This is a genomic window from Streptomyces sp. NBC_01497 (genome assembly GCF_036250695.1).
In the GTDB taxonomy this organism is placed as follows: Bacteria; Actinomycetota; Actinomycetes; order Streptomycetales; family Streptomycetaceae; genus Streptomyces.
On the sequence record NZ_CP109427.1, the window covers coordinates 3,152,560 to 3,166,685 of the forward strand.

9 protein-coding genes and 2 pseudogenes are annotated in these 14,126 nt (G+C 72.6%); 5 read left to right on the top strand and 6 right to left on the bottom strand.

Annotation, left to right across the window (positions count from 1 at the left end):
* Positions 1-35: 35 nt before the first annotated feature.
* The 3 genes from guaB to OG310_RS13360 form a co-directional block, all read right to left on the bottom strand.
* Entirely contained in the window at positions 36-1,538 is a 1,503-nt protein-coding gene (gene guaB / locus OG310_RS13350) for an IMP dehydrogenase (RefSeq protein ID WP_329456107.1), read from the bottom strand.
* A 370-nt stretch (positions 1,539-1,908) separates the two neighbouring features.
* Positions 1,909-2,484, bottom strand: a complete 576-nt coding sequence (locus tag OG310_RS13355; RefSeq protein ID WP_329456108.1) for a sigma-70 family RNA polymerase sigma factor — start codon at positions 2,482-2,484, stop codon at positions 1,909-1,911.
* A 558-nt stretch (positions 2,485-3,042) separates the two neighbouring features.
* Complete coding sequence (locus tag OG310_RS13360; protein ID WP_003948568.1) at positions 3,043-3,654, bottom strand: response regulator transcription factor; 612 nt, start codon at positions 3,652-3,654, stop codon at positions 3,043-3,045.
* Positions 3,655-3,970: 316 nt separating this feature from the next.
* Between OG310_RS13360 and OG310_RS13365 the strand changes: the two genes are divergently transcribed.
* Positions 3,971-4,324 carry a WhiB family transcriptional regulator gene (locus OG310_RS13365; protein WP_329456109.1) on the top strand — a complete coding sequence of 118 codons (354 nt, stop codon included), beginning with the start codon at positions 3,971-3,973 and terminating at the stop codon, positions 4,322-4,324.
* A 284-nt stretch (positions 4,325-4,608) separates the two neighbouring features.
* Here the strand turns inward: OG310_RS13365 and OG310_RS13370 are convergent, their stop codons facing one another.
* Entirely contained in the window at positions 4,609-5,508 is a 900-nt protein-coding gene (locus OG310_RS13370; RefSeq protein ID WP_329456111.1) for a LysR family transcriptional regulator, read from the bottom strand.
* A gap of 101 nt (positions 5,509-5,609) precedes the next feature.
* Between OG310_RS13370 and OG310_RS13375 the strand changes: the two are divergent.
* Positions 5,610-6,272: pseudogene (locus tag OG310_RS13375) on the top strand (MOSC domain-containing protein); the annotation flags it as partial.
* A gap of 336 nt (positions 6,273-6,608) precedes the next feature.
* On the opposite strand, the gene OG310_RS13380 reads toward OG310_RS13375, so the two are convergent.
* Positions 6,609-8,903 carry an FUSC family protein gene (locus OG310_RS13380; RefSeq protein WP_329456112.1) on the bottom strand — a complete coding sequence of 765 codons (2,295 nt, stop codon included), beginning with the start codon at positions 8,901-8,903 and terminating at the stop codon, positions 6,609-6,611.
* A 156-nt stretch (positions 8,904-9,059) separates the two neighbouring features.
* The gene (locus OG310_RS13385) at positions 9,060-9,911 is read right to left on the bottom strand and encodes a helix-turn-helix transcriptional regulator (RefSeq protein WP_329456113.1); all 852 of its coding nucleotides are present in this window, start codon (positions 9,909-9,911) and stop codon (positions 9,060-9,062) included.
* A 290-nt stretch (positions 9,912-10,201) separates the two neighbouring features.
* Here OG310_RS13385 and OG310_RS13390 point away from each other — a divergent pair.
* The 3 genes and pseudogenes from OG310_RS13390 to OG310_RS13400 all read left to right on the top strand — a co-directional run.
* A pseudogene (locus OG310_RS13390) lies at positions 10,202-10,972 on the top strand (SDR family NAD(P)-dependent oxidoreductase); the annotation flags it as partial.
* 325 nt (positions 10,973-11,297) lie between these two features.
* Positions 11,298-12,419, top strand: coding sequence for a substrate-binding domain-containing protein (locus OG310_RS13395; RefSeq protein WP_329456114.1), 1,122 nt, complete (start codon positions 11,298-11,300; stop codon positions 12,417-12,419).
* Positions 12,420-12,699: 280 nt separating this feature from the next.
* Positions 12,700-14,034, top strand: a complete 1,335-nt coding sequence (locus OG310_RS13400) for an ABC transporter substrate-binding protein (RefSeq protein ID WP_329456115.1) — start codon at positions 12,700-12,702, stop codon at positions 14,032-14,034.
* Positions 14,035-14,126: the final 92 nt, after the last annotated feature.

Here is a 14,126-nt window from a genome sequence, read left to right on the forward strand (position 1 = left end):
TGCGCCCCGGTGTCCCGGTGCGAACCGCGCGAACCTCAGTGTGAGCTGTAGTTCGGCGCTTCCACGGTCATCTGGATGTCGTGCGGGTGGCTCTCCTTGAGGCCGGCCGCGGTGATGCGGACGAAGCGGCCCTTGCGCTCCATCTCGTCGATGGACGCGGCCCCCACGTAACCCATCGTCTGGCGCAGGCCGCCGACGAGCTGGTGCAGCACCGCGGAGAGCGGACCCCGGTAGGGCACCTGGCCCTCGATGCCCTCGGGGACGAGCTTGTCGTCCGAGGACACCTCGGCCTGGAAGTAGCGGTCCTTCGAGTACGAACGGCCCTGGCCGCGCGACTGCATCGCGCCGAGCGAACCCATGCCCCGGTACGACTTGAACTGCTTGCCGTTGATGAACTGGAGCTCGCCGGGCGACTCCTCGCAGCCGGCGAGCAGGCTGCCCAGCATCACGGTGCTCGCACCGGCGGCCAGCGCCTTGCCGATGTCGCCCGAGTACTGGAGGCCGCCGTCGCCGATGACCGGGACGCCCGCGTCGAGGCAGACCGTCGCCGCCTCGTAGATCGCGGTGACCTGCGGGACGCCGATGCCCGCGACCACGCGCGTGGTGCAGATGGAACCGGGGCCGACGCCCACCTTGACGCCGTCCACCCCGGCGTCGAGCAGTGCCTTCGCGCCGTCGGCGGTCGCGACGTTGCCGCCGATGACGTCCACGGAGACGCTCGACTTGATCTTGGACATCCAGCTCAGCGCGTTGCTGTTGTGGCCGTGCGAGGTGTCCACCACGAGGAAGTCGACACCCGCCTCGGCGAGCGCCTGCGCGCGGTCCAGGGCCTCCTGGCTCGCGCCCACGGCCGCGCCCACGAGTAGCCGGCCCTCGGCGTCCTTCGCCGCGTGGGGGTACTTCTCGGCCTTCACGAAGTCCTTGACCGTGATCAGGCCCTTGAGCACGCCCTCGCCGTCGACGAGGGGAAGCTTCTCGATCTTGTGACGGTGCAGGAGCGCCATCGCGTCCACACCGGAGATGCCGACCTGGCCCGTGACCAGCGGCATCGGCGTCATGACCTCGCGCACCTGGCGGCGGCGGTCCGACTCGAAGGCCATGTCCCTGTTGGTGACGATGCCGAGCAGCTTGCCGCTCACGTCCGTGACCGGCACACCGCTGATGCGGAACTTGGCACACAGCTCGTCGGCCTCGCCGAGCGTCGCGTCCGGCCGCACCGTGATCGGGTCGGTGACCATCCCGGACTCGGACCGCTTCACCAGGTCGACCTGGTTGGCCTGGTCCGCGATGGAGAGATTGCGGTGCAGCACGCCGACGCCGCCCTGACGGGCCATCGCGATCGCCATGCGCGCCTCGGTGACCTTGTCCATGGCAGCCGACAGCAGGGGGATGTTCACCCGGACGTTGCGCGAGACGAGGGACGACGTGTCCACCTCGTTCGGCAGCACCTCAGAGGCCCCGGGCAGCAGCAGCACGTCGTCGTATGTCAGCCCGAGCGTCGCGAATTTCCCAGGCACTCCGTCGACGTATGCAGTCATGACACCTTCCCCATATGGCCTTGATCGGTGCGGATGTCCATGCTAACGGGCTTCGAGGGGTGCCTGATTCCGCCTGGGGAAACCGTACGGAACGCTCCCACCGTGGGCCATCGTCCGGCTACGGTGAGCGGTTGCCGCCTCGCACCTGCCCCGCTGCCCCTTGGGCCCGGCACAGCGGCCGGCGCCGGGCACGCCGTCCGGAGTGGTGGATGTCTCCCATGCCGCGTCCCCGATGCGTGTCACGCCCCTGCCGCGCCGCACCGGTACGTACGCCAACGCCGGGCAGCGGCGGAGCCGGAGACCGGACAGCGGACAGCGGACAGCGGACAGCGGACAGCGGACAGCGCGGAACGAGGGCGTCCGGCCGGGGTCACTGTTCGGCGAGCGCCCTGAGCCGGCTCAGCGCGCGGTGCTGCGCGACGCGAACAGCGCCCGGGGACATGCCCAGCACCTGGCCCGTCTCCTCCGCCGTGAGTCCCACCGCGACCCGCAGAACGAGCAGTTCACGCTGCATGTCGGGCAGGTTGGCCAGCAGCTTCTTGGCCCACTCGGCGTCGCTGCTGAGCAGCGCCCGCTCCTCGGGGCCGAGGGAGTCGTCCGGGCGTTCCGGCATCTCGTCGGACGGCACCGCCGTCGAGCCGGGGTGGCGCATGGCGGCCCGCTGCAGGTCCGCGACCTTGTGTCCCGCGATGGCGAAGACGAACGCCTCGAAGGGCTTACCCGTGTCGCGGTAACGCGGCAGCGCCATGAGCACGGCCACGCACACGTCCTGCGCCAGGTCCTCCACGAAGTGGCGGGCGTCACCCGGCAGTCGGCTCAGCCGCCTGCGGCAGTACCGGAGCGCGAGCGGATGGACGTGCGCCAGCAGGTCGTGGGTCGCCTGTTCGTCACCGTCCACAGCCCGATGGACGAGGGCACCGATCACCGTCGTCTCATCGTCGCGCATCGGTCCATGGTGCCTTGACACGCTCGGATCCGTGGCACCGCGTCTGTCGTTGTGCACCGAAGCGTTATGAGCGGGTGCGGCGGAACTCATCCCCTGGGGCCTCCCCTCGCGCTCGTCCGGCTGGTTCCCGAGGAACCTCACACAGTCAAGGATGCGCCATCGCGCGGGAAACAGATGCGACGGGCGTACGCCCGGATGCCGCGGCGCCGGAGCCGCCCCGCTCTCCAGGGCCCCCGGCCGCGAAAAGCCGCAGCTCCCGGGGTCGGAGTTCACCACAAGGCGAATCCGGGCCCGGAGCATGTCGAGGAAATCCGGGAGGATGCGGAGGGCCGGATGGACGCGATCCCCCTTTTTCCACGGGAGTCACGGGGATCGCCGGGATCAAGGGACATCGGGTCAGCGGGCCGTCGGATCAGCGGGCCGTCGGGCCGGGCACCGGGTCAGCGAGGGCCTTCCGCGGCACGGGAGGCTCCGGCGGAACCGGGAACGAGTCCGCCGGCGCACCCTCCGTGCGGTAAGCCGCGCGTATCGCAGCGGCGGGCGGTGGGCACCGGCCGCTCAGCGCACCAGGCCCCAGCGGAAACCGAGCGCCACGGCGTGCGCACGGTCGGAGGCCCCGAGCTTCTTGAACAGGCGCCTCGCGTGGGTCTTGACCGTGTCCTCGGAGAGGAACAGCTCACGGCCGATCTCCGCGTTGGACCTGCCATGGCTCATGCCTTCCAGCACCTGGATCTCGCGCGCGGTGAGCGTGGGCGCGGCGCCCATCTCGGCCGAGCGCAGCCGCCGCGGGGCGAGCCGCCAGGTCGGGTCGGCGAGAGCCTGCGTGACGGTCGCGCGCAGCTCGGCGCGGGACGCGTCCTTGTGCAGATAGCCGCGGGCACCGGCGGCGACCGCGAGCGCCACACCGTCCAGGTCCTCCGCGACCGTCAGCATGATGATCCGGGCACCCGGATCGGCCGAGAGCAGTCGGCGCACGGTCTCCACGCCCCCGAGCCCCGGCATGCGGACGTCCATCAGGATCAGGTCCGAGCGGTCGGCCCCCCAGCGGCGGAGTACCTCTTCGCCGTTGGCCGCGGTCGTCACGCGCTCGACACCGGGCACGGTCGCGACCGCGCGGCGGAGCGCCTCTCGGGCAAGCGGGGAGTCGTCGCAGACGAGCACGGATGTCATGACCGGCCTCCGCAGCTGATGCGCGTCACCTTGAGCCTCCAGGCTGTACATGTCGTCACCTGCGCGGTTGACACTCTCGGACATGTGCCCGATCGCTCCTTCGCTCAACCGCCTGACCTCATCAACGATGGTCACCCGAAAGAGTTACGGGCCCCTCACACAGAGCTATGCCCCATTTAGTGGCTTTTCTTCGCTTCTGGTGGTGTCTGAGGCTAGATTCGCAAAGAGTCATATTTACATCTACTTACACAAGAGATGTACCGTCAGTACCGTCATGAGCATCTGATGCCGTCCAGGTACCAAGGGGACATGAGCAATGGCAGATTTCTCCCGCCTTCCCGGACCCAACGCGGATCTGTGGGATTGGCAGCTCCTCGCGGCCTGTCGCGGTGTGGACAGTTCACTGTTCTTCCACCCGGAGGGCGAGAGGGGTGCGGCACGGAGCGCGCGCGAGAACTCGGCGAAAGAGGTGTGCATGCGGTGCCCGGTCCGCGCGGAGTGCGCGGCGCACGCGCTGGCGGTGCGGGAGCCGTACGGCGTGTGGGGCGGCCTGACGGAGGACGAGCGCGAGGAGCTGATGGGACGGGCGCGCACCCGGCTCGTACCGGCTTCGGCATCGGCCCCTGCGCCGGGAGCCCACAGCGGCACCGACGGTGTGACGGACGATTGACAGCGATCCGTCCCGACCTGACGAAGAAACGTTCCTGCACTGCCGCGCCCCCGCGTGGGTGAGCGACGTCCACGCGAGAACGCGACGACAAACGGCCCACGGCCGCGCCGGTCGCGCCGGCCATCGGCACGGCGGCACCACGTCACGGCCGCGACGACACGGCCGCACCGGAAGAGGGCCGCGCGTGAGCGGCAGGGGACAACGCGCGGCGCGACTCGCGTGGATCCGCGGGGGACGACCGGCGGACCACGGGGCCTGCGGGCAGCCGCGGGGGTCCGGCCGCGTCAGAACGCGGCGGCCGCCACCAGCTCGTCGAGCGTGGCCGCCACGGCAGGTACGCGTGCCAGATCGGGCAGCGTGAGCGCGACCACCTCCCGCGAGACCGCCGGAGTCACCGCGAGCCTCCTGACCCCGTCCGTACGGACCGGCGCGAGCGCGAGTTCCGGCAGCATGGCCACGCCCAGCCCCGCCGCGACCAGGCCGATCACGGCCGGGCAGTCGTCCGTCGCGAAATCGATGCGGGGCGTGAATCCCGCCCCCGCGCAGGCGTCGACCAGCTGGGTACGGCAGCGCGGACAGCCCGCGATCCAGGACTCCTCGGCCAGATCGGCCAGGGCGGCCTCACCCGCGTCGGCCAGCGGATGGCCCTCGGGGACGAGCCCGACGAGCCGGTCCACGAGCAGCGGACGCACGACGAGGTCCTCCCACTCGCCCGGTCCGCCGGCCGCCCCGTCGTAGCGGAACGCGAGCGCCACGTCGCAGTCCCCGTCCCGCAGCATCCCGACCGAACGGGGTGGCTCGGCCTCGACCAGCGAGACGCGTGTGCCCGGATGGGCGGCGCGCAGTGCCGCGAGCGCGGCCGGCACGAGCGTGGAACTGCCGCTCGGGAACGACACGAGCCGCACCCGTCCCGCCCGCAGCCCGACGATCGCGGCGACCTCCTCCTCGGCCGCGGTGAGCCCGGCGAGGATGCCCGTCGCGTGCCGCACCAGGACCTGGCCCGCCTGGGTAAGTCGTGTCTCCCTGCCCGTGCGCACGATCAGGCGCGTACCGGCCGAGGTCTCCAGGGACTTCATCTGCTGGCTGACAGCGGGCTGCGTACAGCCGAGTTCGCGGGCGGCGCCCGAGAAGGAACCGGTTGCGGCGACGGCGCGCAGGACGCGCAGGTGGCGTGCTTCGATCACGCCTCCAGCGTACGTGAAACATAAGACACCCTTTCACTTGCCGCCAAAATCCGGGTCATACCTTTGGACACTCCGGCGGCCGCGCCGCTACCGTGACCGTCATGAAACTGCTGACGGTGAACGTGGGACGGCCCAAGCCCGTCGCGTACACGGACGCGGCCGGAGGTGTCACGGGCATCGACAAGCGCCCGGTCACGGGCCCGGTCCTCATCTCGGACCCCGGCCCGAAGGGCGTCGGCGCCAGCGGCGTCGCGGGCGACACGGTGTGCGACCTGCGTCACCACGGAGGGAGCGACCAGGCGGTGTACGCGTTCGCGCGCGAGGACCTCGACCGGTGGGAGCAGGAGATCGGCCGCCCGCTGGACAACGGGGCGTTCGGCGAGAACCTCACCACCTACGGCATCGACCTGACCCACGCGAAGATCGGCGAGCGCTGGCGGATCGGCGACGAGCTGGTCCTGGAGATCACGAGCGGTCGTATCCCCTGCCGGACCTTCCAGGGCTGGCTCGGCGAGGAGAGCTGGGTCGCACGGTTCATGCGGCGCTCGGAGACGGGCGCGTACCTGCGGGTACTCGTGCCCGGAGCGGCGCGCTCCGGCGACCCGATCGAGGTGATCCACCGCCCCGCGCATGACGTCACGGTGCAGCTGGCCTTCCGCGCGGTCACGCTGGAGCGCGGGCTGCTCCCCCGCGTCCTGGCGGCGGGCGAGGCGCTGCACGGCGAGGAGCTGCGGCAGGCGCGGGAGTACGTGGCGAAGTACGGCACCGGCAGCGCGGAGGGCCCCGAGCGGGTCCGCACGGATGCCGGTGCGGATGCCGGAGCCCAGGCCGGGGCCGGTACGAGCGTCGCCGCCGGTACGAGCGTCGCGGCGACGGGAGCGACCGCGGCGGCCGGGACGGTGGTGCCGGGCCAGGGCGCGAAGGACCTGGCCACCCCGGAGCCCGCTGCGGACTCCGCCCGGGCCTCCGCTCGGGATGCGGCGGCGCGGTCCTCGGTGGACACCGCGGCGAACTGAGCCGCGCGGGAGGGCTTCCGGCCCGGCCGGGAGCCGTACCGCGCGCAAAGCCGCCGAGCCTGCCGGACCCCCCGCCGGTGCGGGTCAGGCCCCTGACGCCGGGGTGTCCGCCGCCCGTGCGGCAGGCCCGCCCCGGTGGAGCGCCGGCTGGTGCGGCCGCGCGTGCCGGGGATCGTGCCGGCCGGCGTGCCCCGTCCCCTCGTACCGCGGCCCTCCGTGAGATCCGTGTCGCGGTCCGCCGCGGTCCGGACCCCCGTGTCGCGGTCCGCCGTGGCCCGGGCCGTCGCCCTCTGGTCCGTGGCGGGGCGCGGGTTCGGGAATCAGGTTCCTGTTCAGGGTCTCCAGCGTCGTCGCCGTTCGCAGGCCGAGTGTCAGGGCACGGCCCCGCGGGTGCGAGACACCGTCCGGGGACGCGGCGTCCGCGAGGTCGGCGAGGCCGCTGCGGGACGCCACCGCGTCGAAGGCCGCGCGGAGTTCGCCCTCCGGCAGGGCGCCGCCCGCCGCGACCGCCGTCGTGAGGCGCGCGAGGTGGTCGGCGAGCACGGCGGCACATTCCGCCGCCTCCGGTACGGCCTCGGCCTGGTGGCGGGGCAGCCGGTCGTAGAGCAGGGCGGCGCAGCGCGTCACCTCGTAGACCGACTCCTGGATCGACGCCAGGCGGTCCGCGCTCCAGTGCGAGCGGTGGGCGCGCGGTTCGTGGCCGAGGCTGGCGACGGCCGCCTCGACGCGTTCGCGGCTCGCCCTCGCCTGTCCGCGCAGCACGTCGGTCTCCGTACGGTCGAGCGCGTCGACGTCCGTGAATCCGGCCACCAGCGAGGGCAGCAGGCGCTGCTGGACCCGCAGCCAGTCCGCGAGCAGCGTGTGCAGGCGGTGGTGGTGGTAGGTCGGCACGGCCACGAAGACGACGAGGCCGATCAGCGCCCCGAGCAGGGTGTCCGCCGGGCGGCCCCACGCGATGAGGTGCGGGGCGGAGCCGAGCCGGGCGATCAGGAAGACGATCCAGGCGGTGATGAAGAAGTTCAGCACGAGCTGGCCGACGCGCAGGGTGACATAGACCAGTGCGACCAGCACCACCGAACCGATCACCAGGGCGCCTGGGGTCCATCCGGCGGGCAGCAGCACCGCCCAGGCGGCGAGGCCGCCGAGGATCGAGCCGATGGGCCGGCCCCAGCCGCGCGCGAAGGTGTGTCCGTAGTCGGGGAACAGGACGAGCATGGTGGTGAGGGCGGCCCAGAAGCCGTGGTTCGGCAGGGCGTTGCCCCAGAAGTCGCCGAGCGCCCGCCCGGCCGCCTCAGCGGCGACGGTACCGAAGGCGATCCGGATGGCGTGCCGGAACAGCGGTGCGCCGGGACGCAGTTCGGCACGGAGCAGCCGAGCGCCCGCCCGCAGGGGGTGCACGGCGGGAAAGGCGCTCAGCACCTCGTCGAGGCCTTCGGGACCGCGCGCCCCAAGCCAGTGGCCGGCGAGGCGCGAAGCCTCCTTGAGCCGGCCGGGCAGCTCGTCCCCGACGAGGCCGGCGCGCTTCGCGACGGCGGCGTGTCCGGCTGCGTCGTCCTGCTCCCGGCCGGTGAGGAGGGCCGTCGCGACGCCGTCCAGTACGGACCCGATCCCGTCGCGCGGCAGGCCGTCCCCGTCCCCACTGGCGAGCAGCGCGCGCCGCAGACCCTCGGCCTCCGCGAGCAGCCCGTACAGCGGTGCCGCCGCCGGACGGGAGAACCGCGGCAGCAGGTCGAGCGCCCGCCGGGCAGCCGTGAAGGGCGCGGAGGGCAGCCGGACGGCGGGGTCGGCGCTGAGGCGTGCGTAGGTGGCGAGGGACTGGTAGAGGGCCGCCACCGCCTTGCGCTGCGCGGGCAGCCGCCGCCCGTACGGCGGCAGCAGCTGTGCGACGAGGACGAGCCCTGCGCCGACCGCGATCCAGCCGGCCATGGTCAGTCCGGCCTGGGTGGAGGGCGTGAGATCGGCCGTGATCATCACGCCGATCGCGACGAGGCAGGCACGGATGCCGGGCGCGACACCGAACGCGCGCCAGAGCCCGGCCAGGTAGCCGATGACGCCGAGCGGGATGAGGAAGTACCAGCCCAGGGGGTGCAGGTAGACCCCGGCCAGAGTGGCGAGCGTGAATCCGGCGCCCAGGACGAACGCGTTGACGGCGCGGTGCCTGATCGGGGCGAGGAGCGTGCCGATGCCGCAGATGAACGCGCCCACGCTGATCATCGCCCACGCCAGCGGGTCTCCGATCACCCAGCCGATGACGGACGCCGCGACGACGGCGGCGAGGGAGCGCGCGATCGCCACCGGGTCGGAGAGGACGCGCTCGATCTTCAGCGCCGCCACGAAGCTGCGCCGTAGGGAACTCCACCAGGCCTGTACCTCACTCATATAAATGTACGTTACATCTAAATAGGCCGGGGCGGACCGCTCCCGGCCCCCGGCACCTGTGAGACCTGCCACTGCCCGGCGATCCCGGCGCTCAGGGGGCGGCGTGGGCGCGCACGGGGTACGGACGCGGGGGTGCGCCCGCCGGGATCCGGGAGCTCAGCCGGACACGGTCATGCGCTGCGTACCGAGGACCGACAGCAGGCGCAGCGCCTCCTCCGACGGGGACCCGGGGACAGCGGTGTAGATCACGACCCGCTGGTCCCGGTCGGCGATGTCCAGGATGTCGCAGTTGACGGTGAGAGGGCCGACCAGCGGATGGTGGAACGTCTTGCACTGGGGGACGTGTTCGTACACGTCGTGCGAGGCCCACAGACGGACGAACTCCGCACTGCCCGCAAGGAGGTCGTCCACCAGCCGGGTCAGCTCCGGATCACCCGGATAGCGTGCCGCGGTGGCACGCAGGTGCCGGGCCGAGGTGCGGGTGAAGGCCTCCGCGTCCGACAGCCCGTACAGGCGCCCCCCACTCGGGTGCGGCCCGAGGAAGACACGGCGCACGAGGTTACGGTCACGGCGCGGCAGCGCGGAGAAGTCCTCCATGAGGGCGGCCGCCAGATCGTTCCAGGCGATCACCTCGTACGTCGCGGACGTCACGATCGCGGCGGCGCGCGGCAGCCGGTGCAGCAGGTCGAGGATGCTCTGGCGTACCTCGCGCGACGGCCCCGGCGGGGGACCGGGCGGGGCCCCCGCGAGGTGATGGAGGTGGTCGCGCTCGGCGTCCGACAGGCGCAGGCCCCGGGCCAGCCCGGCCAGCACCTCGCGCGAGGGGCGCGGGGCGCGGCCCTGCTCCAGCCGCGTGTAGTACTCCGTCGAGATGAACGCCAGCTTCGCCGCCTCCTCGCGGCGCAGCCCCGGCGTGCGACGGCGCACCCCGGCGGGCAGCCCCACGTCCGCGGGGGTGATGCGCTCGCGCCTGGTGCGCAGGAAGGCCGCCAGTTCTCGTCTGTCCACGCGTCCAGTGTGCGGGGGCGGACAGCGCCCATCCAGGTACCGCCGATGCCTGGATGCGCATCAGGAGCGGAACCCGGACGGACGCGGGGACGGGGACTCGGACGCGGGGACGGGGCTCGGACGCGGACGCGGAAAGAGCGGAACGGCACCAGGACCGGGGCCCGGCGAGAGCCCGGGACATCCCGCGGAGCCCGCATGGCGGAAGGTGGGGGAACCCCCGGGGAGTACCTGCACGAACACCTCACCCGGCACCTGATCCGGCCGTCAGGAACAGGCGCTACCGTGCGCCTATGACGACTGCTTTGATTACGGGCGCGACCGCCGGGATCGGCGCCGCGTTCGCGCGACGGCTGGCCACGGACGGGCACAATCTCGTCCTCGTGGCCCGGGATGTGGAGCGGCTGCGCGACTACGCCACGGAGCTCCACGACCGCCACGGCATCGAGGCCGAGGTGCTCTCCGCGGACCTGTCGAGGGACGGTGGCATCGAGGCCGTCGAGAAGCGGCTCTCCGACGCCAGACACCCCGTCGATCTGCTCGTCAACAACGCGGGGTTCGGGGCGAAGGGGAAGTTCCTCGACGTCCCGCTCGGCGACGAACTCGCCATGCTGAAGGTGCACTGCGAGGCGGTACTCCGGCTCACCTCTGCGGCCGTCACCTCCATGCGGGCGCGCGGACGCGGCGCCGTCGTCAATGTCGCGTCCGTCGCCGCCTTCGTGCCCCGCGGCACCTACGGGGCTTCGAAGGCATGGGTCGTCCAGTTCACCCAGGGCGTGGCCCGCGACGTCGCGGGCTCCGGCGTACGGATGATGGCGCTGTGCCCCGGGTTCGTACGGACGGAGTTCCACGAGCGCGCGGGGCTGGGAACGGACAACATCCCCGGCTGGATGTGGCTGGACGCGGACAAACTCGTGGTGGCCGCGCTCGCGGACCTGGCACGCGGCAAGTCGCTCTCCATCCCGGACCCCCGCTACAAGGCGCTGATGGGCGCGGCGAAGCTCGCACCGCGCGGTCTGCTCGGCGGCATCTCCTCCAGGGCCGGGCGCAAGTACGGGCCACGGGACCTGGCCGACGACAACGAGGGCAGCGGCGGCGGTGACGCCGGCGGCAGCCGTGGTCCGGGCGCGGGCGGCGGGACGACCGCCGACTGACGAGCGGGCCCGCCCCCGCCGCCGGGGCTCCTCCTGCCGGGACTCCTCCTGCCGGGGCTCCTCCGACGCCGGGGCTCCTCCTGCCGGCCGGGCCTCCTCCTGCGACCGGCGCCCGGGTGCCGTGTCCGGCCGCGCCTCCCTCGATTACAGTGATCGAATGATCGAACCATGCCTCGGTTCGATCGACGCATCCGATCGGCGTACCCGATCGAGGGACATAGGGAGAGACGCCGCCGTGCGTGAAGGGGCCGCAGAACGCCACGACCGACTGCTGAACCTGGTGCGCGAGCGCGGTACGGTCCGCGTCGCCGACCTTGCCGTCCAGCTCGCGGTGTCGCCGGTGACGGCACGCCGCGACGCCGAGGCACTGGCAGCCCGGGGGCTGCTGGACCGGGTGCACGGCGCGGTGTCGTGGCCACAGCGGCGGGGCCCCTCCGGTACGGCGCCCGGCGGGGGCAGCCCGGTGATCGGCATGCTCGCGCCGGCCGCCGGCTACTACTTCGCGGACATCATCCGGGGCGCCCACGAGGCGGCCGCGCGACTCGGCGCCCGGCTGATCCTGCGGGTCTCCGACTACCGCCCCGAGGACGACGCGTCCCATGCGGCGGGACTGCTCGCCGCCGGCGCCGAGGGCCTGCTCGTCGCGCCGAGCTGGACCCGGCCCGAACACCCGGCCCGGTACGCCGACTGGATCGCCCGGCTGCCCGTGGACACCGTGCTCGTGGAACGTACGGGCGAGCCGGGCGGTCCGCTCGACGGCATGGACCGGGTCAGCTCGGACCACGCGCACGGCGTGCTGATCGCGGTGCGCCACCTGGTGCGGCTCGGGCACGGCACGCCGGTGCTCCTCGCGCGCTCGGACAGCCCCACCGCGCAGGCCGTGCGGCTCGGTTACACGCAGGCGCTGGCCGCGCTCGGGCTCGACGCGAGCGTCCCCGTACTTCAGTCGGCACCCCCCGCGCCGGGACCCGGGGGTTTCGAGGCCGCCGCCCGCACGCTCCTCGGGCTCGTACGGGAGGGGCGGGCCACGGCCGCGCTCATGCACAACGACGAGGACGCCACGCGCATGGTGCGCCGGCTGGCCGAGTTGGGCGTCAAGGTCCCCGGTGACCTCGCACTCGTCACGTACGACGACGAGGTCGCGGCGCTCGCCGACACGCCGCTGACGGCCGTCGCCCCGCCCAAGCAGGCCGTCGGGCGCAGCGCGGCCGAGCTACTGGTGGAGCGGCTGACGGCGGGCGAGGCGGGCCGGGACGCGCCTCGCCGCCATCTGGAACTGCTGCCGGCGCTGCGGGTGCGGGAGTCGTGCGGCGCCGCGGCGGGCACGCCGTACGGGCAGCCCGCCACGACCGCCTGACCCGCCGCCCTGCTCTCCCGCTCTCCCGCTCTCCCGCTCTCCCGCCAGCCGCGACCCCACCTCTCCGCGGCCGTTCCGCGCCCGACCCGCGCCCGGCCCCGTGTCGGCTCCGTGTCGGCTCCGTGTCGGCTCCGGGCGGGCCGGTTACGCGTGATCGTTCCCGCGCCACACCCCCTTCTTCGATCATTTTTCGATCAATCAATCTTTCGCTCTTGACTTCGCTCACGGCGGATCGAAGTATCACCGCGACCGTCCGTCCCCGACGAAGAGGAGCAGCGCCGTGAGCCGCAGTTGGTCCCGGCCCCTACGAACAGCCGTGGGAGCCGCCGCCGCGTTCGTCTCGCTCGCCGTGATCGCGGCGTGCGGCGGTGCGGCGCAGGCCCCCGCCGAAGGCACCAGGGCGCATCCCGTCACCGTCACCTTCTGGGCCTGGACCAAGGGTTCGCAGCAGGTCGCGGACGAGTTCAACGCCACGCACGACACGATCAAGGTCAAGTTCGAGGAGATCCCCTCCGGCGGACTCGGCGGCTACCCGAAGATCGCCAACGCGGTGAAGGCGGGCATCGCGCCCGACGTGCTCTCCATCGAGTACCCCTCGCTCGCCCAGTTCGTGAGCCAGGGCTCGCTGCAGGACATCAGCCGGTACATGACGCCCGCGGTCAAGAAGCAGTTCCTGCCGCAGACCGTCCAGTTGACGACGATGGGCGGCAGGAACTGGGCAGTACCCTCGGACGCCTCGCCGCAGATCTTCTACTACCGCAAGGACTTCTTCACGCAGCACCACATCGCGCTGCCGAAGACCTGGGCCGAGTTCCGCACGGCCGCCGAGGAGGTGAAGAAGGCCGCACCCGACACCCGGATCGCCACCTTCTTCCCCGACGACCCGACGTTCTTCCAGACGATGGCCTGGCAGGCGGGCGCCTCGTGGTTCACCACGAAGAACGGGGCCTGGCGGGTGGACACGACCGACCCGGCCACGCGCAAGGTCGCGACGTACTGGCAGGGCCTGATCGATGCCCACCTGATCAGCACCGCGCCGTCGTACAGCCCCGAGTGGACCGCGTCCCTCAAGGCGGGCACCACCGTCGGCTACCTGGGCGCCTCCTGGGGCGCCGGCACGCTCGCCGGGATCGTGCCCGAGGAGAAGGGCAAGTGGGCGGCGATGCGGATGCCCAGCTGGGACGCGGCCCACCCGAGCGTCGGGATGAGTCAGGGCTCCACGTTCGCGGTCTCCAAGAACAGCAAGAAGACCGCCGCCGCGATGACGTTCATCCTCTGGATGGCCACGTCCAAGGACTCCGTGCGGGCGCGCGTCAGCGCCAGTACCTCCACCGCGCTCCCGGCCGCGCCCGCCCTCGTGCCCGTCGCCCGCAAGGCCATCGACACGAGCTTCTACGGCGGCCAGGACCTCTACGGCCTGTACGAGAAGGCCGGCGCGACCATCGACCCGGACTGGCTGTGGGGCCCGACCGCCGCCGCGAACAACACCCTGAGGGACCAGTTGCACGGGGTCGTCGGCGGCAGCACGACGCTGCCCCGCGCCATCACCACCACCCAGAGCGCCACCGTGGCCGCCCTGCGCAAGAGCGGTCTGAAGGTCGAGGACGCCTCATGAGCGGTCAGACAGGCACCGGCAGCACGGGCGGCCGAGGCCGGACCGGTACCGGCAGCGGCAGCGGCAGCACCGGCAGCGATACCGGCACGGGC